Source organism: Streptomyces sp. NPDC018947 (assembly GCF_044390505.1).
Taxonomy (GTDB): domain Bacteria; phylum Actinomycetota; class Actinomycetes; order Streptomycetales; family Streptomycetaceae; genus Streptomyces.
The window spans coordinates 531,336-550,311 of sequence record NZ_JBIRZD010000001.1 but is presented as its reverse complement, the minus strand read 5'-3'; the positions used below and the strand labels follow the sequence as shown (position 1 = coordinate 550,311).

The following is an 18,976-nucleotide window of genomic DNA, read 5'->3' as shown; positions in this document are numbered from 1 at the left end:
TGACGACGGCCCCCCGCCCGGTGGAACCGGTGGCGGGGGGCCGTCGACGTGGAAGGGGCGGGCGCGGTCAGCCGCGCTGGATGCCCGAGGTGTCCTGGAGGACGCCGCGACGCCCGTCCTGCGTCTGGGCGACCAGGTTCGCGCCGCGCTGCTCGACGGCCAGGTACCAGGTGCCCGGCGCCAGTTCGGCGATCGGCGTCGGCGAGCCGTCCTCCGCGAACAGCGGACGCGGCACCGGCACGGCGAACCAGAACGGCGAGAAGTCCCCGGCGGGCTGCGCCTGCGCCGGCTGCGGGGCCTGCGGCTGCGGCTGCGGCTGGCCACCGAACGACGGCTGACCGGGCTGACCCGGCTGCCCGCCGTACGGCTGCTGCTGCGCGCCGGCGCCCGGGTAGCCGTAACCGCCCTGCGGCTGGCCGCCGTAGGGCTGCGGCGCGGCCGGACGCTGGGCCGGGACGAGCGAGCCCTTGAGGGCGGGGACCAGCGGGGTGGCGATGGCGCCGGCGGCCAGCACCAGGGCGGCGATCAGACCGAGGATGAGGCCGGAACCGGCGTCGATGCCCGAGCCGAGCTGGTCGAACGGGCCGGCCGGGTCGATGATCGTCCAGAACGCGGTCCAGGCGGAGAAGACCGTCAGCGCGACGCCGAGCTGACCGAGCTCCAGGCCGACCACCTTGCGCGGCTGGGGAAGCGCGCGGGCGAGGACGATCAGCGCCGCCCCGATGATGCCGCCGACGTACATGCTCATCACCAGGCCCAGGTTGTCCCAGGCGTTGGGGATGTCACTGCCTTCGCCGTCGTACGTGGCGAGGAACGACGCGATGAACAGCAACACCGCTGCTCCGATCACCACGCCGTCGCCTCGAGTGAGGGAGCGGATATTCACTTCAGGTCCTTCGTAGGTCGTCTCGTCGTCGGTAGAGGCGTCGCTGTCACCATGCCGCCGTCGGGCCCTGATGGGAAGCGCGGGGGTGGCCCCTCATCGTACGGACGACACTATCGTCCGCACGGTGGCGCTGTCCGCAGGGATCGGCGCGCCCGGCGCTACCCGCGCAGGAAACTCACGATTCCCTCAGACATCCCCTCAGCCGCCTTCTGCCGCCAGGAATCGCTGGTCAGCAGGGCCGCGTCGGCGCTGTCGCGCATGTTGCCGCACTCGATGAACACCTTGGGAACCGTTGACAGATTGAGACCGCCCAGGTCCGTGCGCGTGACGAGTCCGGTACCGCCGCCCACGTAGTTGGACGGCGCGCTGCCGGTGACCCGGACGAAGTTGCCCGCGATGCGCTGGCCGAGCTCGGCGGAGGGGGCGACGATGGCGCGGGTGTCGGCGGCGCCGGCGTGCACCGCGCCGGGCAGGATGACGTGGAAGCCGCGGTTGCCGGCGCCCGAACCGTCGGCGTGGATCGAGACGGCGGCGTCCGCACGCGCCTCGTTGCCGATCCGTGCCCGCTCGTCCACGCAGGGCCCGTAGGGCCGGTCGCCGTCCTGGGTCAGCCTCACCGTGGCGCCCTGCGCCTCCAGCAGCGCGCGCAGCCGGTGGGCCACGTCGAGGGTGAACTTCGCCTCGGGCCACCCGTCGTTGGTGGACGTGCCGGTCGTGTCGCACTCCTTGCGGTTCGTTCCGATGTCCACCTTGCGGTTGATCTCGGACGTGTGCTGGAAGTTGCGCGGATTGTGCCCGGGGTCGATGACGACGACCTTCCCCTCGAGCGGGCCGCTCGCGGAGGCCGGCGCGGACTTCGAGGCGGACGCGGAGGGCTTGCCCTCGCCGGCCGAAGGGGAGCCGCCCGTGGGCGACTTGGCGGTGGGCGACGTGGCGGTGGGGGAGGAGGGCCCGCCGGAGACCGGCGCCGACGAGGCGGGCGCACCGGTGGCCGGCTCGGCACCGCCCCCGTCCCCCGATGCGCCGACGGCGGCGTACACCCCCCACCCGAGCAGCGCGCCGGCCACGAGCGCGGCGACCGCCACCGTCAACGGCCGACGCAGCGGCGACCGGCGGGGCTGGGGAGGATCGAAGTCCGGGCCTGTGTACGACACGCCAGCCACCTTACGGGCAGCGGCGTGCGCTCCGCAGGGGCCGCCGGCGGCGGACGGCTCCGGCGCGGGGGCCGGGCACGGGGTCAGTCGCCGGACTGCTGCTCGTGCCGGTGGGTGCCGCGCGCCAGCTCCTGCAGCAGCTCGTGCTCGGTCTTGCCCGTCACCCGGGCCATGGTGCGCAGCAACTGGGCGCAGAGGGCGGCCGCGCCGTCCATCAGCGCCTCCGTCGCCAGAGGATCCTCGCGGCGCCGCTCGGCGACGTACTCGGCCAGCAGGTCGTCCCCGGACACGTAGGCGGTCATGAACTCGATGCCGGTGCGGACCCGGTCGTAGTCGCTGCTCATGACCGAACGATGGCACACGGACGCGGCGGGGAGGGCTCAGATCCCCGGCCCCTCGCGCCGCAGGACGCGGAGCGAGTCCGTCGCGGAGACCTCGGTGAACGCGCCGGAGGCGAGGGCCCTGAGGTAGACGCGGTAGGGGGCCTGGCCGGTGAACTCGTCGGCCGGGTCCGGGAAGACGTCGTGGATGACCAGCAGGCCGCCGTCCGCCACGTGCGGGGCCCAGCCCTCGTAGTCGGCGTTCGCGTGCTCGTCGGTGTGGCCGCCGTCGACGAAGACCAGGCCGAGCGGTGCGTTCCAGACCGCCGCGACCTGGGGCGAGCGTCCGACGAGGGCCACCACGTGCTCCTCCAGCCCCGCCCGGTGCAGGGTGCGCCGGAAGGCGGGCAGGGTGTCCATCAGGCCGAGTTCGGGGTCGACCGTGTCCGGGTCGTGGTAGTCCCAGCCCGGCTGCTGCTCCTCGCTGCCCCGGTGGTGGTCGACGGTGAGCGCGGTGACCCCGGCCCGGCGGGCCGCGTCGGCGAGCAGCACGGTGGAGCGCCCGCAGTAGGTGCCGACCTCCAGCAGCGGCAGTCCGAGCCCGCCCGCCTCCACCGCCGCCTCGTACAGCGCCAGTCCCTCGTGCGCGGGCATGAACCCCTTCGCGGTCTCGAAGGCGGCCAGGATCTCCGGCGTGGGTGCCGCGGGCATGGGGTCCTCCCGGTGGTGCGTGCGTGCCGGCGCCCCATGCTGCCGCACCCCCCGCCGCGCGCCGCGACAGGGGGTGCGCGAAGAGCGGGTCAGGCGGAGACCGTGTCGCCCGGCAGGGACAGGTCCAGGTCGACCGGGCGCTCGTCGCCCGCGTGGGTCGCCGCGTGGGCGAGCGGACCGTGGCCCGTGGCACGGGCGGCCAGCACGTACGGGCCCTCGGCGGGCACCGCGAGGGCGTAGCTGCCGTCCCCGGCGGACAGCGTCGCCCCGGCCCGGCGGCCGTGCCGGTCGATCAGCGTGACCCTGGCCCGCGCGACGGGCGCGCCGTCGGCGCCCAGCACCCTTCCGCGAAAGCCCCGCAGGGCCTGTTCGGCGCGGGCCAGGTTCGCGTCCTCCTCGCTGCTCGCCCGCAGTTGCGTGGTCATTGCCGGGCGCCTGCGGGGCAGGAAGAAGGCGAGCACGAGACCGCCCGCGACCGCCACTGTCGCGATGAGGAAGGAGATCCGGAAGCCGTGCATGGTCGGGATCGCCACGCCCCCGACGGTGGTCGAGGTGTCCGCGAGCACCATGCCGATGACGGCGCTCGACACCGACGTGCCGATGGACCGCATCAGGGTGTTGAGGCCGTTGGCCGCGCCCGTCTCCGAGGCCGGCACCGCGCCCACGATCAGCGCGGGCAGCGAGGAGTAGGCGAGCCCGATACCCGCGCCGAGCAGCACCGAGGTCACGACGGTCTGCCAGGCGGCGCTCATCAGGCCGAGCCCGCCGGCGTAGCCGACCGCGATGACCAGCAGGCCGAGGATGAGGGTGGTGCGCGGGCCGTAGCGGGCGGACAGCCGCGCGTACACCGGCGCGGTGAACATCATCGTCAGGCCCAGCGGGGCCACGCACAGCCCCGCGACCACCATCGACTGGCCGAGTCCGTGACCGGTGGAGGCGGGGAGCTGGAGGAGCTGGGGCAGGACCAGGGAGACGACGTAGAAGGCGACGCCGACCATGGTCGAGGCGAGGTTGGTGAGCAGCACCTCGCGGCGGGCCGTGGTGCGCAGGTCGACCAGCGGCGCCGCGACGCGCAGCTCCATCAGGCCCCACAGCAGCAGCACCACGACGGAGCCGCCGAGCAGGCCCAGCGTGGTGGGCGACCCCCAGCCCCAGTCGCCGCCCTTGGTGATCGGCAGGAGGAAGAGGACCAGGCCGAGGGAGAGGCCGAGGGCGCCCGGCAGGTCGAAGGAGCCCTTCGCGCGCAGCGGGGACTCGGGCACGACGAGGAGGGTCAGGCCGATGGAGAGGACGCCGAGGCCGGCGGCGCCGTAGAACAGGGCGTGCCAGTCGGTGTGCTGGGCGACCAGCGCGGCGGCGGGCAGCGCGAGACCGCCGCCGACGCCGATGGAGGAGCTCATGAGGGCCATCGACGAGCCGAGCCGCTCGCGGGGCAGCATGTCCCGCATCAGGCCGATGCCGAGGGGGATGGCGCCCATGGCGAAGCCCTGGAGCGTACGACCGACGATCATGGGCAGCAGGGCGTCGGTGAAGGCGCTGACCAGCGCGCCGGCCACCATCACGGACAGGCTGGCGATCAGCATGCGCCGCTTGCCGTAGAGGTCGCCGAGGCGTCCCATGATCGGCGTGGCGACGGCTCCGGACAGGAGCGTGGAGGTCATGACCCAGGTGGCGTTGCTGGGCGTCGTCGCCAGGAGTTCGGGCAGGTCCTTGATGACGGGGACGAGCAGGGTCTGCATCACCGCGACGACGATGCCCGCGAAGGCGAGCACCGGGACGGTGGCCCCGCTCGCTCTCCGGGCGGGTTCGTCGGTCGTCGTGTGGAACATTGAGCGATGCCTCCTGGCCGGGTGGTCGGCGGTGCGCGGTACGTGATGTGTGCAGGCTGAACCTCGTGCGCCCGGGCAACTATTCCGTTGCTTCGAGCCCCTAACGATTTCTTGACCTTCTCTTGGCACCGGCCGGTACCTCTCGACCCGTGGCGGCCGGACGTCCCGTACGGTCGGTGCCGTCCACGCCGGCGGTGACCGGACCGAGGGAAGAGAGCGGGAAAGCCATGCCGATCGACGCAGCCCGGGCGCTCGCCGCCGCACCCCCCGTCCGCGAGATCGCCTGGGACCACAAGGACGTCCAGCTCTACCACCTCGGCATCGGCGCCGGAACCCCCGCCACCGACCCGCTGGAGCTGCGCTACACCCTGGAGTCCCGGCTGCGCGTCCTGCCCGCCTTCGCCACCGTCGCGGGCGGCGGCGCCCCCGGCGTGATCCGCGCCCTGTCCGTGCCCGGCGTCGACGTCGACCTCGCCCGCGTCCTGCACGGCGGACAGAGCCTGCGCGTCCACCGGCCCCTGCCGTCGGCCGGCCGCGCGACGGCGGCCTCGCGTCTGGCCGCCGTGTACGACAAGGGCACCGCGGCCGTCCTCGTGCTGCGTACCGAGGTCACGGGCGCCGAGGGCCCGCTGTGGACCGAGGAGGCCGAGGTCTTCGTCCGCGGCGAGGGCGGCTGGGGCGGGGAGCGGGGCCCGTCCGGACGCCCGGCGCCGCCGCCCGCCGAGGAGCCCGACCTGGTCGTGGAGCGCCCCCTGCGCGAGGACCAGGCCCTGCTGTACCGGCTGTCCGGCGACCTCAACCCCCTGCACGCCGAACCGGAGTTCGCGGCACGCGCCGGTTTCGCGAGGCCCGTGCTGCACGGCCTGTGCACCTACGGAAGCACGCTCAAGACGGTCGTCGACACGGTGCTCGACGGCGACGTGACCCGGGTGCGCGAGTACCGCACGCGCTTCGCCGGGGTCGCGTACCCGGGGGAGACGCTGCGGGTGCGCGTGTGGCGGGCGGACGAGGGCCTGGTGCGGGTGGCGGTCGGCGCCGTGGAGCGCGACGACGCGCCGGTCCTCGCCGACACCGTCGTACGGTACGGGCCCGCCACGTAGGCCCGCCGGCTCGTACGGCGTACGGACGAGGACGGCCACGGCCCCACCCGTCGCATCCGACGGGCGGGGCCGTGGCCGTGTGTCCCTGTACTACCGGCGTACCGTCAGGCCGCCGTCCCCGACTCCTCCACCGGCTTGCGGTGGCGGCCGCGCGGCGTGGCCGCGCCGTCCTGGCTGGAGACCGGACCTCGATGCCGGCCGTGGCCGCTCTCGGTCTCGTGAACGTCGGCATCGGCCTGCATGGGCTGGGTCGTGCTGGCGTCGTTCATCAGAAGGAATTCACCCCGTCGACATGATCTTTCCTGCAGCCGGGCGAGTGTAACCGGCACACCACGACCCGAATCCAGACGGCCACGCCAACCGGCACTAGTTCGTTACAAGCCGGGCCAGAGGGGCCTGTTGCAGCGGAACGGGACGCTGCGGGCCGGGCGTCGCGGGCCCGTCCCCGGCCGCCTCGTCCGGACCCTCGCGCTCCGCGTCCGCGCCCTCGGGCTCCCCGGACCGCCCCGCCTTCCCGGCCCCTTCCCCCTGCCCGGCGCAGGTGTCGGCGTCGACGTCGGCGCCGGGTACCGTCACCCGCGCCACCCCGCACGGCGACTCCCGGGTCGCGTACGGCAGTCGCAGCTCACCGTCGGCCGTCCACACCCCGGCCCCCGCCAACCACCCCTCGGGCGCCGCGAGATGACGCACCGCGCGTTCGGCGGGCCGCCACACCGCGACCCAGCTCCCCAGCGCGCCGTCCACCCGCAGCGCCACCGCGCACCGCTCCGGCGTCAGCACCTGACCGGGCTGCACCGCGAACGGCGTCACCGTGCACTCCGGGATCCGCAGGCACCGCGGGAAGCGCACCGGCAGGGTGCTGCCCAACACGCCCCAGCCCAGCCGGGCCTGCCCCGGCGAGGGCGCGTCGGAGTGGATGAGCACCAGCCCGCTGTCCGGGTCGGCCAGCAGTATCCGGTCGTCGCTGTCCGCCGCGATCTGCAGCAGCGGCGACACCTCGCCGCCGCACCCCAGGTCCACCACGACCGCCTTCGTGCGCCCGCCGGTCTCCCGGTCCACGGCCAGCATCCGGCCCGCCCGGTCCAGCCACGCCCCGCCCGAGCAGCGGCCCGGGATCTCGGCGACGCGCACGGGCCCCTGCGCACCGCCCGCCACCTGCCACAGCGCCGTCGTACGCGGGCCGACGGCCAGGGCGTACGCCCGCTCGCCGCCCGGCACCGGCGGCAGCAGCCGCAGGGCGTCCTGCGGGCACCCGACCGCGCCGAGGTGCTGCTCGCCGGTTCCGGGACCGGTCGGGTACAGCAGCGCGAAGAGGTGGCGCCCGGCCGCGACACGGTGCACCAGCACCCGGCCGTCGCCCATCGGCTGGAGTTCGGTGCCGGGCTCCTCCGGCTGATGGCCGGGCAGGGGCACCGCGTACGGCTCCGGACCGTCCAGGGTCCAGCGCTCCGGGTACCAGCAGTCGCCGGCCGGGGCGAGGCGCGCGGCGTAGGCTCCGTCCGCGGTGATGGCGCAGGCCGCGCGCGGTGCCCCGGCGCCGTGCGGACCGCCGTCCTTCCGGCCGGCCGGGGGCCGGTCCGCCGTGGGCTCGACAGCACAAACCGTCATGGTTCGGTCACCTCCGGCGACGAAGGTAGTTTTCGTACGCACGGCCGGGGCACCGGGGCCAGGTCCCATCACACGTATGTGTGGCACAGGAACGGTTCGCCTGAGACGACGGCGAGAAGTGTGCTGTGCGGGACCGGTACGCCCGCGACGGTACGCGGCGGGTACAGCGGCCCAGAACCTCCAGGTAGCCTTGCGTGCGTGCCCCGTCTGTCAGAAGTCATCGCCGCGCTGGAGAGCCTGTGGCCCGCCGAGCGGGCCGAGTCCTGGGACGCGGTCGGCACCGTCGTGGGCGACCCCGGTCAGGAGGTCGCGCGGGTGCTGTTCGCCGTCGACCCCGTCCAGGAGATCGCCGACGAGGCGGTGAAGCTGGGCGCCGACCTGCTCGTCACCCACCACCCGCTCTATCTGCGCGGGACGACGACGGTGGCGGCCTCCACCTTCAAGGGCCGCGTGGTGCACACGCTCATCAAGAACGACATCGCGCTGCACGTCGCCCACACCAACGCCGACACCGCCGACCCGGGCGTCTCCGACGCGCTGGCCGGCGCGCTCGACCTGCGCGTCGTACGCCCCCTGGTGCCGGACACGGACGACCCCGAGGGCCGCCGGGGCCTGGGCAGGGTCTGCGAACTGGAGCACCCGCTCACCGTCCGCGAACTCGCCGCCCGCGCCGCCGAACGGCTGCCCGCCACCGCGCAGGGCATCCGCGTGGCCGGCGACCCGGAGGCCACCGTCCGCACGATCGCCGTCAGCGGCGGCTCCGGCGACAGCCTCTTCGACCACGTACGGGCGGCCGGCGTCGACGCGTTCCTCACCGCGGACCTCCGCCACCACCCGGCGTCCGAGTTCATGGCGGACCACGCCCCCCGTCCTCTCGCGCTGCTCGACGCGGCGCACTGGGCCACCGAGTGGCCCTGGTGCGAGCTGGCCGCAGCCCAGCTCGACGAGATCTCCGACCGCAACGGATGGGACCTGCGGGTCCACGTCTCCAAGACGGTCACCGACCCCTGGACCGCCCACGCGGCGTCCACGACAGCCGACACCCCAGGAGCCCCCAACTGAACGCCGCGCCCGCCGACCAGATCCGACTCCTCGACGTCCAGGGCCTCGACATCCGCCTCCAGCAGCTCGCGCACAAGAAGCGGTCGCTGCCCGAGCACGCCGAGATCGAGTCGCTGACCAAGGACCTCACCCAGCTCCGCGACCTGCTCGTGGCCGCGCAGACCGAGGAGAGCGACTGCGCCCGCGAGCAGACCAAGGCCGAGCAGGACGTGGACCAGGTGCGCCAGCGCGCCGCCCGCGACCAGCAGCGCCTGGACTCCGGTGCCGTCTCCTCCCCGAAGGACCTGGAGAACCTCCAGCGCGAGATCGCCTCCCTCGCCAAGCGCCAGGGCGACCTGGAGGACGTCGTCCTGGAGGTCATGGAGCGCCGCGAGTCCGCCCAGGAGCGGGTCGGCGAGCTGACCGAGCGCGTCGCCTCCCTCCAGGCCCGGATCGACGACGCCACCGGGCGCCGGGACGCGGCCGTGGGCGAGCTGGACCGCGAGGCGGCCTCGGTCGCCAAGGACCGCGAGGTCATCGCCGGCGCGATCCCGGCGGACCTGCTGAAGCTCTACGACAAGCTGCGCGAGCAGCAGGGCGGCGTCGGCGCGGCCAAGCTGTACCAGCGGACCTGCCAGGGCTGCCGCCAGGAGCTGGCCATCACCGAGCTGAGCGAGATCCGCGCGGCCGCGCCCGACACGGTGGTCCGCTGCGAGAACTGCCGCCGCATCCTGGTGCGCACGGCCGACTCCGGGCTGTAGGGAGCCGGTTCCGTGGCGAGTGCGGGGACCGGTCCGGTGACGGGTGCGGCGCGGGAGTTCGTGGTCGAGGCCGACGGCGGGTCGCGGGGCAACCCGGGGCCCGCGGGCTACGGCGCGGTGGTGCTGGACGCGGCGACGGGGGAGCTGCTGGCCGAGACCGCCGAGTACCTGGGCGTCGTGACCAACAACGTGGCCGAGTACCGGGGCCTGCTGGCCGGTCTGCGGGCCGCGTACGCACTGGACCCGTCGGCGACGGTGCACGTCCGCATGGACTCCAAGCTCGTGGTCGAGCAGATGTCGGGCCGCTGGAAGATCAAGCACCCCGACATGAAGCCGCTGGCGGCACAGGCGGCGGGGGTCTTCCCGCCCGGCCGGGTCACGTACGAGTGGATCCCCCGCGCGAGCAACAAGCACGCCGACCGCCTGGCCAACGAGGCGATGGACGCGGGGGCCCGCGGGGAGCAGTGGTCTCCGCCCGCCTCGCCGGCCCGGGAGACCGGAGCCGCGGGGGCCGCCGAGGCCGACGTGCGGGCCGCCAGGTCGGCGGCGTCGTCCGGAGCGGGAGCGGCCGAGTCGCCCCGCCCACGGTCCGCCGAGCCGGCGCAGGCCCGCGGTGAGCGGGACGCCGAGGTGGCGAGGGCTCCTGGCAAGCGGGTCGCCGAGGCTGCCCAGGCGTCCGGCGGGCAGGTTGCCGAGGCGGCGCCGGCCCCCCGTGCCGGGGGCGTGACGGCGGCGCCGGGCAGTGGCACGAGGGCCGCCGGGAAGACGGCCGCGCCCGGCTGGGGACCCCCCGACATGGGCGCGCCCGCCACCTTCGTCCTGCTCAGGCACGGGGAGACCCCGCTGACCCCGCAGAAGCGGTTCTCGGGCAGCGGCGGCAGCGACCCCTCGTTGTCGGCCGTCGGACGGGAGCAGGCCGAGAAGGTGGCCGAGGGCCTCGCCCGGCGCGGCACGATCCAGGCCGTCGTGGCGTCGCCGCTGGCACGCACCCGCGAGACCGCCGCCGTCGTCGCCGCCCGCCTCGGCCTGGAGGTCGAGATCGAGGACGGCCTGCGCGAGACGGACTTCGGCGCCTGGGAGGGCCTCACCTTCGCCGAGGTGCGCGAGCGCTACCCGGACGACCTGAACGCCTGGCTGGCCTCCCCGGACGCCCGGCCGACCGGCGGCGGCGAGAGCTTCGCGGCGACCGGCGCCCGTGTGGCCGCGGCCCGCGACAAGCTGGTCGCCGCGTACGCGGGCCGCACGGTGCTGCTGGTGTCGCACGTGACGCCGATCAAGACGTTCATACGCCTCGCCCTCGGCGCCCCGCCCGAGTCGCTGTTCCGCATGGAGCTGTCGGCGGCGTCGCTGTCGGCGGTGGCGTACTACGCGGACGGCGGCGCCAGCCTGCGGCTGTTCAACGAGACGTCCCACCTGCGCTGAGCCCCGCCGCCGCGCGGGCCAGCTCCTCCACCCGCCCCCAGTCCCGCCCGGCGACGGCGTCCCCGGGCAGCATCCAGCTCCCCCCGACGCAGCCCACGTTGGGCAGGGCCAGGTACCGGGGCGCGGAGTCCGGGCCGATGCCTCCCGTCGGGCAGAAACGGGCCTGGGGCAGCGGGGCGGCGAGCGCCCTCAGGTAGGCGGTGCCGCCGGCGGCCTCGGCCGGGAAGAACTTCATCTCCCGCACCCCGCGCTCCAGCAGCGCCACCACCTCGGACGTGGTCGACACCCCCGGCAGGAACGGCACCCCCGACCCCCGCATCGCCTCCAGCAGCGCGTCCGTCCACCCGGGGCTCACCAGGAACCGCGCCCCCGCCGCCACCACCTCGCCGACCTGTTCCGGCGTGATGACCGTGCCCGCGCCGACCACCGCGTCCGGCACCTCGGCGGCGATGGCCCGGATCGCGTCGACGGCGGCCGGCGTCCGCAGCGTGACCTCGATCGCGGGCAGCCCGCCGGCCACCAGGGCCCGGGCGAGCGGCACGGCGTCGGCGAGGTCCTCGACCACGACGACGGGGACGACGGGCGCGAGATCCAGTACCGAGGCGGACGGGGAGGAGGGCAGCGGTGAGGTCATGGCCTCATCGTGCCCTCGGTGAGCATTCTCTGCAATTAGCGTTGCAATATATGCAACACGCTCAGTGGATCTCCTCCACCAGCACGTCCAGCGACCACGGCTTCCCCGCCTTCGCGGGCTCCTCCGCCTCCACCGTGTACCCGAGGTCGCGCAGCGCCTCCACCAGCTGCGCCGGACCCTCGGGCGCGCTGCCCGACGTGAGCAGGCTCCGGACGATCCGCCCCTTCGTCGCCTTGTTGAAGTGGCTGACCACCTTCCGGGTCGGCGCGTGCAGCACCCGTACGGTGGCCGTCCGCCCGGCCACCTCGCCCTTGGGCTTCCACGCCGTCGCGTACGCCGCAGACCGCAGGTCCAGTACCGGCCCGTTGCCGGCGACCGCGGGCAGCACCTCGGCCATCGGCGCCCGCCAGTACGCGCCCAGCGCCCCGAGGCCGGGCAGCTTCAAGCCCATCGAGCACCGGTAGGAGGGGATCCGGTCACTCACGCGCACCGCGCCCCACAGCCCCGAGAACACCAGCAGGGACCGCGCCGCCCGCTTCCGGGCGTCCGCGTCGAGAGAGGCCAGGTCCAGGGCGTCGTAGAGCACACCGGTGTAGATCTCCCCGGCGGGCCGGGCCCCGGCCGTGCGCAGCTCCGCGTTCTTGGCGACCTCGCCGCGCAGGCCCTCGCTCAGCCCCAGCACCTCGCGCGCCTTCTCCTCGTCGGCGGCGCACAGCTCGACCAGCTCGCCGAGCACGGCCTCACGGGCCGCGGTGAGCCCGGGCAGGGACAGCGACTCGGTCTTCAGCGGGGCGCCCCGGCCGGACGCGGCCTTCCCCTCCGACGGGGGCAGCAGGACAAGCACACGTACTCCTTCACTCGAGCTCCCGGCCAGGGTACGGGGTGCCTTCCGAGGGGCCCTTGTCCCATACTCACGGGAGATGATCACGGGGAGGGGCCTTCTCATGCGGCACACGTGCACACGCGGCCGGGCCGGCGCACGCTGGGCGACGGCCGTCCTGCTCGCGGGCGCCTGCCTGCTGAGCGGCTGCTCGTCCGGCGACGACGGGCGGGACGACGAGACGCGGCAGCACTACTGCTCCCGGCTCGGGACCTGGCAGGACATGAAGGCCCGCGCCGAGGACGCCGGCATCGCGGGCTACGCGGCCGTCGCCGCCGCGAAGCGGATCGACAAGGAAGGACTCGACCGGGCGGGCAGCCACGTCCTCGACGACACCGCCCTGGCGGTCGACGGCGACCCCGACGCCGAAGGCCGCGTCGCCCGCTACTGCTCGGACGCCGGATTCGAGACGATGGTCCACTGAGCGGGGACCGGGGGGTTCCCGGCGGGGGAGACACCATGGCCACACGCGAACAGGCCCGCTGGACCAGGGCACGCCTGGGCCGCTGCGGCCCGCCCCTCGACCTGCTCACCGCCTGCTTCGACCGCCACGTCTACGCCCCCCACGCGCACGACGAGTTCACCGTGGGGGTCACCGTCGGCGGCCTGGAGGTCATCGACTACCGGGGCGGGCACATCCACTCCGGCCCGGGTTCCCTCGTCGTCCTGGAACCCGGCGAGATGCACACCGGCGGCCCGGCGGCCCCGGACGGCTACTCGTACCGTGCCCTGTACGCGGCGCCGTCCCTCCTCGCCGACGGCACCCGCGGCGGCCTCCCGCACTTCCGCGAACCCGTCCTCCACGACCCCGAACTCGCCCGCGCCCTGCGCGCCGCGCACACGGACGTGTCCGGCTGCCCCGACCCGCTGGAGGCCGAGTCCCGCATCCCCTGGCTGCTCACGGCCCTCGCCCACCGCCACTCCACGGCCCGCGCCGTCGACCGCGCCGTCCCCGGCGCCGACCGCGTCGCCCGCGTCGTCCGCGACCGCCTCGCCGACGAACTCCTCGCCCCGCCCTCCCTGGCCGCCCTCGCCACCGACCTGGGCCTGTCCCGCTACCAGCTCCTGCGCGCCTTCCGCACGGCCATGGGCATACCCCCGTACGCCTGGCTCGCCCAGCACCGGGTGGCCAGGGCGCGCGGGCTGCTGGAGGCGGGGCTGCGGCCGGCCGAGGCGGCGGCGCTGGTGGGCTTCGCCGACCAGGCGCACCTGACGCGGTGGTTCCGGCGGGTGCTGGGGGTGACCCCGGCGGCGTACCGCAACAGCGTTCAAGACCGCGGGTGAGGCGGCGCGCAGACTGCCGCCATGACTGCACGCGGCTGGGCCCTGTTCTCCCTGATGGGAGTGGTCTGGGGCATCCCCTATCTGATGATCAAGGTGGCGGTGGAGGACCTCTCCCCGTCCGTGGTCGTGTTCACCCGGTGCGCGCTCGGCGCCGCCCTCCTGCTCCCGTTCGCCCTGCGCCAGGGCGGCCTCGCCCGGACCGTCCGGGCGCACTGGAAGCCGATGCTGGCCTTCGCGGTCGTGGAGATCATCGGCCCCTGGTGGACGCTCACCGACGCCGAACGCCACCTGTCCAGCTCCACCGCCGGCCTGCTCATCGCGGGCGTCCCCGTCGTCGCCGTGCTGCTGGCCCGCTTCCTCGGCGCCGAGGAACGGGTCGGCGCCCGCCGGATCACCGGGCTCGCCCTCGGACTCGGCGGCGTCGCCGTCCTCACCGTGCCGCACCTGACGGGTGGCGACGCCCGCTCGCTGGCGGAGGTGCTGGTGACGGTCGTGGGTTACGCCACGGCCCCGCTGATAGCCGCGCGCCACCTGAAGGACGTCCCCACCCTCCAGCTCATCACCCCCTGCCTCACCCTGGCCGCGGTCGTCTACGCGCCCGCCGCCTTCCTGACCCGGCCCGCCGCCGTCCCCTCGGGCGAGGTCCTGGCCGCCCTCGCCGGCCTCGGAGTCGTCTGCACCGCGATCGCTTTCGTGGCCTTCCTCGAGCTGATCAAGGAGGTCGGACCGACCCGGGCCGGCGTGATCACCTACGTCAACCCGGCGGTCGCCGTCGCCGCGGGCGCCCTCTTCCTCGGCGAGGACCTGACCCTCGGCATCGGCGTCGCCTTCACCCTGATCCTGGCCGGCTCGGTCCTCGCGACGTCCGCCGCCGGTCCGAGGCGGGAGGTCCGCCGGGTACCATGGTCGGCACGGCAGACGAGCCGGGCGGGCGGCCGCGTGGAGTCCCTTGCGGGGCTCCCCGAGGAACGTCCGGGCTCCACAGGGCAGGGTGATGGCTAACGGCCACCCGGGGTGACCCGCGGGACAGTGCCACAGAAAGCAGACCGCCCGGGACCTCGGTCCCGGGTAAGGGTGAAACGGTGGTGTAAGAGACCACCAGTGTCCAGGGCGACCTGGACAGCTAGGTAAACCCCACCCGGAGCAAGGTCAAGAGGAGACGCCCAGGTGTCTCTGCGCGGACGTTCGAGGGCTGCCCGCCCGAGTCCGCGGGTAGACCGCTGGAGGCCGGCGGCAACGCCGGCCCTAGATGGATGGCCGTCGCCCGGGGCTCCGCGAGGAACCCCGGGAACAGAACCCGGCGTACAGCCCGACTCGTCTGCCGCCCGCACGCCGAGATGGTTCCGACGGCCTGGCCGGGTCTCTTCCCGCGCATGACGTTCCGTAGTCTCCTGGCTGTTTCGCGCGACACCCGGTGCAGGAGGAAGCAGACCGCATGGCCCCCACGCGATACGACCAACGGGTCCGGGTGTTCGTCCAGGTCTGCGGTGGTGAGCACGACTGGCGGGAGGCGGAGGCGCGTTTCGAGGCGCACGGCTGGCCGGTGCGCGACGGGCACCCCGCGGGCCGGGGACCGCTGGGCGCGGCGCTGGAACCCGATCCGGGGTCCCGCGTGTACGAGATAGAGGTCCGCCTCTTCGGCGCGGCCAAGGGCAGCGACCGGGGCGCGGCCGACCGGGTGCGCAAGGTGCTGCGCGGCGCCCGCCTCGAAGGCTACGTCCGCCGGGCCGAACCCCTGGAGCGGGACCGGGAGTTGTTCCCCCACTGGAGGATCGTCAGCACCGCCCACCGGCGCCCGGGCGGGCAGCCGGCCTGGCGACGGCACCTCGCCCGCGCCGCCACGCGCCTCGGCAGACACGACACCGGCGGGTTCGTCGCGGGCGGACCGCGCCAGGCGCTGCTGCTGGCCCGCGCGGACGCTCCCGCCGCAGCCTCGCGCCCCGCCGTGGCCGTCAGACCGCTGGACGGGCGCCGACGTGAACCCGCTCCGTACCGGCGGGAGGAGCAGCTGGAGCGCTCGGTGTACAGGCTGGTCCTGTGGACCCTGCTGGCTGCGGGTGCGCTCACACTGGCCACGGCGGCGGTCCCCGGGGCGCCGCGGTGGATCCTGGGCGCCGTGGCGCTCTTCGGGGCGTGCGGGGCCGTCTGGTCCGGCTGGGACATGAGCGGGGAGGGCAAGAGGTACGAGGGCGTCGTCGTCGCCGTGATCTGCCTGCTGGTCCTCGCCGCCTTCGGGACGGGCCTCCTCAGCGGCGACGGCACGGCGTGGTCTCCGCTGCGGACCCTCACGACAGCGGTGGTGGTCGCCGTGCTCGCGGGGCTGTGGCTCCTGGTGCGGCAGTGGACGTGGGGCGAGTGGGTCGCCTGGGCGGTTCCGCTGGCGGTGACACTGACCGTCTCCGCGTTCGTGGCCGCCGGTTCCGTCCTCCACGCCCTGTACGCCGACGGTCTCTCGCTCAGCCCGTCGGACCTCGACGTGCCTCCTGTCTGGCAGTTCGCGGCCGCGGTGAAGCTGCTGGTGATGCTGAGCCTCGCCATGATCGTCCCGGCCTGGTGGGGGTTCGCCAAGCACCGGCACCATCGGTACGCCACCCCCGGTGACGGCACGAACATCATCCTCAACGTGTGCCTGTTCGTGGCGATGCTCGCCGGCGCGGGGCTGCAGGCGTGGAACTCCGCCGGGACGGCCGTCGACCGGACCGTCGCGGCGGCAGCGCGCGGCGAGGACCCGCCGTCGTACTTTGGCGTCGAACCGGAGTGGACCTGCGTGCGGCTCGCCGTACCCGCCGGCGAACTCGCGGGAGAAGGACCGCCGTTGAAGCCGCGCAGGCCCTATCTCTCCTTCGGTGTAGCGGGAGAGACGGCGGTCCTGTGGGACCCGGCCACCCGCGAACCGGTGAAGCTGCCGGCGAACCAGGTGTGGCTGGGGCCGGCCACCTCGGGCAAGGCCGCGTGCCCGTCCGCACCCGGCCCGTCGAAACGCTCGTAGAGGCGTCTCCTCCGACCCCGGCCGGACGCAAAAGGAGGTGCGCGTGCCGGCGAGCCCGGGATACGTTCCTGCCTGTTCGAGGGGGAACCGACATGACGAAGCTGAACCAGATCATCGCTGTCGAGAAGGGTGTCAAGAGCAAGGCGCTCCAGGACATCAACGCCGCGCAGCACAAGGTGCAGAAGCCCGCGCTGCTGGCCGGGATCTCGCGTACGTACCAGCCGAAGGACGAGGAGGGCGAGCAGTTGCCGCCCGAGTCGACGCGGGTGCAGGTGCAGGCCGAGGACGTGCTGCGCGAGATGTCCGCGTCGCTGACCCGGCTGTTCGACGTGACGGCGACCAAGGACTGGGCGAACTGCACGGCCCGCGCGGACGTCACGGTGGACGGGCGGACGGTCGTCGCCGACGTCCCGGTCGGCCACCTGCTCTTCCTGGAGAAGCAGCTCGCCGAACTGCACGCCTTCGTCAAGAAGCTGCCCACGCTGGACGCCGCCGAGTCCTGGTCCCTCGACCCGTCCACGGACTGGTGGAAGACGGACCCCGTCCGCACGATCCGGACGAAGAAGGTCCCGCGCAACCACGTCAAGGCGGAGGCGACGGACAAGCACCCGGCGCAGGTCGAGGTGTACTACGAGGACGTGCCGATCGGGTACTGGACGACGGTGAAGTTCTCCGGGGCGCTGCCGGCGCGGCGGGTGAACGAGCTGGTGGAGCGGGTGGAGAAGCTCCAGCAGGCCGTGAAGTTCGCCCGGGAGGAGGCCAACGGCGCCGAAGTCACCGACCAGCGGGTCGGCGACGCGGTGTTCGGCTACCTGTTCGGCTGAGGCCGGTCACGGGTAGCCTCCACGATCGCCCCCGCGTGCGAGCGCGGGGGTGCGCGACAGGCGCGGGCCGGATTGAGGACCGGTCCGCGTGAGGAGCGCAAGCTGAAACTGACGTTCAGCCTGAAGAGGCGCGGGAGAACCCCCGCGCCGTCAATCTCAGACTCTCGCTCCAGCTTCAGCATCGCCGCCGATCGCCGGCCGACCGGGGACGGACGAACGCCGTCGGATGCGAGTTCGACTCTCGCCTGCACCTCTGCACGGTGCGGTAGTTCAAAGGAAGAACGCGACGGCCTGACGACTGATCCGTCCCTCTGACCGCGCCGGCGTGCGCAACAGGGTGGCATCCCCAGGGGCCCGGGAGCTGGATACGACTCCCGGGCTCCGCCACGTTCCGCGCCCGCGCGCGAGCCCGCCGCGCCGCGTCAGCACCAGCGCGTACGCGGGCAGTTCCAGCCCCCGCCCCCGCCCCCGCCGTCCGACGAGTCGCCCGAGCCGCCCGGCAGGCCGTTCGGGAAGGCGCTGTTGCGGTTCCGGTCGCCGGGGAACGGGTCGTGGTAGTCCGGGTCGCCGTCGTCGTCCCGGTCCGACAGGCGCGGCCGGTCGCCGTCCTCACGGTCGGGGTCGGGGCAGCCGTTGTCCGGGTGGGTGAGTTCGAGCGTCACCCACAGGTCGACGGTGACGTCACCGCCCTCGGCCGGGTCGGTCGCGCACACCCGCCAGTCGTCGTACTCGCCCTCGTCGGGGAGCTGGTCGTTGACGTACGCGGTGGACGCCACGACGTGGTCGGCCGGGACGGTGCCGAGGGCCGCGACCTCCTTGTGCGCCGTCCTCCACGTCTTCCAGACCAGGTCCGGCATCGTCGGCCACGGGACGGCCCCGCCGTCCGCCGCGGGGCAGGGGGCGCCCTTCTTCACCGCGCCGAAGTCGATCGTCCTCGTGCCGGACGAGGTCCAGCCGGTCCGCTGGAAGCAGACGGTCCAGTTGAGCCGCATCATGATGCTCTTGTCCTCGTCCGACGCGTCGTGCTCGTCCACGCCGAACCCGGCGGCCTCCGCGGCCTCCCGCGCGTCGTCCAGGGACATCCCCCGGTAGTCCGCCGCCGCCGGGCGGGGCCTGGGGGACGGTGACGGCGAGGGTGACGGCGACGCCGGGGCGGTGATGCCCGCCGTACCCGCGTCCCTGCCGTCCGCCCGCGCCACCGTGGCCGGCGTCGCGTCCTCGGGTGGGTCCGGCGCGACCGCGCCGAGCAGGCCGAGCGCCGAGACCGTGGCGGCCACCTTCGCGCCCTTGGTCCAGGGGCTGTCCCTCCAGACCATGACGACCGCGACGACCAGCGCCGCGAACCCCAGGTACGGGCTGACCAGTCCCAGTACCGGGACGGCGAGGACGAAGCCGACGCGGGCCGGGGTGGTCAGCCACCGACGGGGCGCCGCCGGGCCGGGCGGCTGAGGGGGAGGAGCGGGCGGGCGGTGCATGGGCGGCGACTTTTCTCGTACAGGGGCGTGACGGTCCGTGAGGTGCTCTCGGACGTCT

Annotated in this window: 18 protein-coding genes, 1 other RNA gene and 1 pseudogene; 10 read left to right on the top strand and 10 right to left on the bottom strand. The window is 74.3% G+C overall.

The genetic code is table 11. The features are described from left to right. Positions 1-67: 67 nt before the first annotated feature. The 5 genes from ACH499_RS02505 to ACH499_RS02485 form a co-directional block, all read right to left on the bottom strand. On the bottom strand, positions 68-886 hold the full coding sequence (locus ACH499_RS02505; RefSeq protein ID WP_356197175.1) for a hypothetical protein: 819 nt from the start codon (positions 884-886) through the stop codon (positions 68-70). A 158-nt stretch (positions 887-1,044) separates the two neighbouring features. Continuing rightward, on the bottom strand, positions 1,045-2,040 hold the full coding sequence (locus ACH499_RS02500; protein WP_399013368.1) for an N-acetylmuramoyl-L-alanine amidase: 996 nt from the start codon (positions 2,038-2,040) through the stop codon (positions 1,045-1,047). 83 nt (positions 2,041-2,123) lie between these two features. Beyond that, positions 2,124-2,384 carry a hypothetical protein gene (locus ACH499_RS02495; RefSeq protein ID WP_356197178.1) on the bottom strand — a complete coding sequence of 87 codons (261 nt, stop codon included), beginning with the start codon at positions 2,382-2,384 and terminating at the stop codon, positions 2,124-2,126. A 36-nt stretch (positions 2,385-2,420) separates the two neighbouring features. After that, the gene (locus ACH499_RS02490) at positions 2,421-3,071 is read right to left on the bottom strand and encodes a class I SAM-dependent methyltransferase (protein WP_399013365.1); all 651 of its coding nucleotides are present in this window, start codon (positions 3,069-3,071) and stop codon (positions 2,421-2,423) included. Between the two features lie 89 nt (positions 3,072-3,160). Next, a complete protein-coding gene (locus ACH499_RS02485; protein WP_399013363.1) occupies positions 3,161-4,900 on the bottom strand; it encodes an MFS transporter in 1,740 nt (579 codons plus the stop codon). A gap of 227 nt (positions 4,901-5,127) precedes the next feature. Here ACH499_RS02485 and ACH499_RS02480 point away from each other — a divergent pair, with 227 nt between their 5' ends. Further along, positions 5,128-6,000 (top strand): MaoC/PaaZ C-terminal domain-containing protein, encoded by an 873-nt coding sequence (locus ACH499_RS02480; protein WP_399013362.1) that lies wholly within the window; start codon positions 5,128-5,130, stop codon positions 5,998-6,000. Positions 6,001-6,104: 104 nt separating this feature from the next. Here ACH499_RS02480 and ACH499_RS02475 read toward each other — a convergent pair whose 3' ends face one another. After that, positions 6,105-6,269 (bottom strand): hypothetical protein, encoded by a 165-nt coding sequence (locus ACH499_RS02475; protein WP_356197185.1) that lies wholly within the window; start codon positions 6,267-6,269, stop codon positions 6,105-6,107. 97 nt (positions 6,270-6,366) lie between these two features. Continuing rightward, on the bottom strand, positions 6,367-7,608 hold the full coding sequence (locus tag ACH499_RS02470) for a hypothetical protein (protein WP_399013361.1): 1,242 nt from the start codon (positions 7,606-7,608) through the stop codon (positions 6,367-6,369). A gap of 198 nt (positions 7,609-7,806) precedes the next feature. On the opposite strand from ACH499_RS02470, the gene ACH499_RS02465 reads away from it, so the two are divergent. Genes ACH499_RS02465 through ACH499_RS02455 form a run of 3 tightly spaced genes read left to right on the top strand, consistent with a single transcriptional unit; the run spans position 7,807 to position 10,832 of the window. Continuing rightward, positions 7,807-8,670 (top strand): Nif3-like dinuclear metal center hexameric protein, encoded by an 864-nt coding sequence (locus tag ACH499_RS02465; protein WP_399013360.1) that lies wholly within the window; start codon positions 7,807-7,809, stop codon positions 8,668-8,670. Beyond that, positions 8,667-9,410 carry a C4-type zinc ribbon domain-containing protein gene (locus ACH499_RS02460; RefSeq protein WP_365593054.1) on the top strand — a complete coding sequence of 248 codons (744 nt, stop codon included), beginning with the start codon at positions 8,667-8,669 and terminating at the stop codon, positions 9,408-9,410. Before ACH499_RS02465 ends, ACH499_RS02460 begins: the two co-directional genes overlap by 4 nt. 12 nt (positions 9,411-9,422) lie before the next feature. Further along, the gene (locus tag ACH499_RS02455; protein WP_399013359.1) at positions 9,423-10,832 is read left to right on the top strand and encodes a bifunctional RNase H/acid phosphatase; all 1,410 of its coding nucleotides are present in this window, start codon (positions 9,423-9,425) and stop codon (positions 10,830-10,832) included. Here the strand turns inward: ACH499_RS02455 and eda are convergent. Next, a complete protein-coding gene (gene eda / locus ACH499_RS02450; protein WP_356197196.1) occupies positions 10,807-11,466 on the bottom strand; it encodes a bifunctional 4-hydroxy-2-oxoglutarate aldolase/2-dehydro-3-deoxy-phosphogluconate aldolase in 660 nt (219 codons plus the stop codon). The genes ACH499_RS02455 and eda overlap by 26 nt on opposite strands. A gap of 61 nt (positions 11,467-11,527) precedes the next feature. Next, complete coding sequence (gene yaaA / locus ACH499_RS02445) at positions 11,528-12,310, bottom strand: peroxide stress protein YaaA (RefSeq protein ID WP_399013356.1); 783 nt, start codon at positions 12,308-12,310, stop codon at positions 11,528-11,530. 100 nt (positions 12,311-12,410) lie between these two features. Between yaaA and ACH499_RS02440 the strand changes: the two genes are divergently transcribed. From ACH499_RS02440 to ACH499_RS02415, 6 genes and pseudogenes are all read left to right on the top strand, one after another. Further along, entirely contained in the window at positions 12,411-12,770 is a 360-nt protein-coding gene (locus ACH499_RS02440; RefSeq protein ID WP_399013354.1) for a hypothetical protein, read from the top strand. A gap of 35 nt (positions 12,771-12,805) precedes the next feature. Further along, positions 12,806-13,630: an AraC family transcriptional regulator gene (locus ACH499_RS02435; RefSeq protein WP_399013353.1), complete on the top strand. Its 825-nt coding sequence runs from the start codon at positions 12,806-12,808 to the stop codon at positions 13,628-13,630. A gap of 21 nt (positions 13,631-13,651) precedes the next feature. After that, a pseudogene (locus ACH499_RS02430) lies at positions 13,652-14,479 on the top strand (DMT family transporter); the annotation flags it as partial. A gap of 70 nt (positions 14,480-14,549) precedes the next feature. Next, an RNA gene (gene rnpB / locus ACH499_RS02425) (RNase P RNA component class A) lies at positions 14,550-14,951 on the top strand. A 114-nt stretch (positions 14,952-15,065) separates the two neighbouring features. Then, positions 15,066-16,619: a hypothetical protein gene (locus tag ACH499_RS02420; protein WP_399013352.1), complete on the top strand. Its 1,554-nt coding sequence runs from the start codon at positions 15,066-15,068 to the stop codon at positions 16,617-16,619. A gap of 92 nt (positions 16,620-16,711) precedes the next feature. Continuing rightward, positions 16,712-17,443: a hypothetical protein gene (locus ACH499_RS02415; protein ID WP_365591741.1), complete on the top strand. Its 732-nt coding sequence runs from the start codon at positions 16,712-16,714 to the stop codon at positions 17,441-17,443. A 422-nt stretch (positions 17,444-17,865) separates the two neighbouring features. Here ACH499_RS02415 and ACH499_RS02410 read toward each other — a convergent pair whose 3' ends face one another. After that, a complete protein-coding gene (locus ACH499_RS02410; protein WP_399013350.1) occupies positions 17,866-18,918 on the bottom strand; it encodes a PASTA domain-containing protein in 1,053 nt (350 codons plus the stop codon). Positions 18,919-18,976: the final 58 nt, after the last annotated feature.

Bases quoted from the DNA above. Each gene is read 5' to 3' on its own strand.
- ACH499_RS02485 (WP_399013363.1), bottom strand. From the start codon at position 4,900: ATGTTCCACACGACGACCGACGAACCCGCCCGGAGAGCGAGCGGGGCC.
- ACH499_RS02420 (WP_399013352.1), top strand. From the start codon at position 15,066: ATGGCCCCCACGCGATACGACCAACGGGTCCGGGTGTTCGTCCAGGTC.
- ACH499_RS02490 (WP_399013365.1), bottom strand. From the start codon at position 3,071: ATGCCCGCGGCACCCACGCCGGAGATCCTGGCCGCCTTCGAGACCGCG.
- ACH499_RS02415 (WP_365591741.1), top strand. From the start codon at position 16,712: ATGACGAAGCTGAACCAGATCATCGCTGTCGAGAAGGGTGTCAAGAGC.
- ACH499_RS02495 (WP_356197178.1), bottom strand. From the start codon at position 2,384: ATGAGCAGCGACTACGACCGGGTCCGCACCGGCATCGAGTTCATGACC.
- ACH499_RS02475 (WP_356197185.1), bottom strand. From the start codon at position 6,269: ATGAACGACGCCAGCACGACCCAGCCCATGCAGGCCGATGCCGACGTT.
- ACH499_RS02435 (WP_399013353.1), top strand. From the start codon at position 12,806: ATGGCCACACGCGAACAGGCCCGCTGGACCAGGGCACGCCTGGGCCGC.
- ACH499_RS02440 (WP_399013354.1), top strand. From the start codon at position 12,411: ATGCGGCACACGTGCACACGCGGCCGGGCCGGCGCACGCTGGGCGACG.
- eda (WP_356197196.1), bottom strand. From the start codon at position 11,466: ATGACCTCACCGCTGCCCTCCTCCCCGTCCGCCTCGGTACTGGATCTC.
- ACH499_RS02410 (WP_399013350.1), bottom strand. From the start codon at position 18,918: ATGCACCGCCCGCCCGCTCCTCCCCCTCAGCCGCCCGGCCCGGCGGCG.
- ACH499_RS02480 (WP_399013362.1), top strand. From the start codon at position 5,128: ATGCCGATCGACGCAGCCCGGGCGCTCGCCGCCGCACCCCCCGTCCGC.
- ACH499_RS02470 (WP_399013361.1), bottom strand. From the start codon at position 7,608: ATGACGGTTTGTGCTGTCGAGCCCACGGCGGACCGGCCCCCGGCCGGC.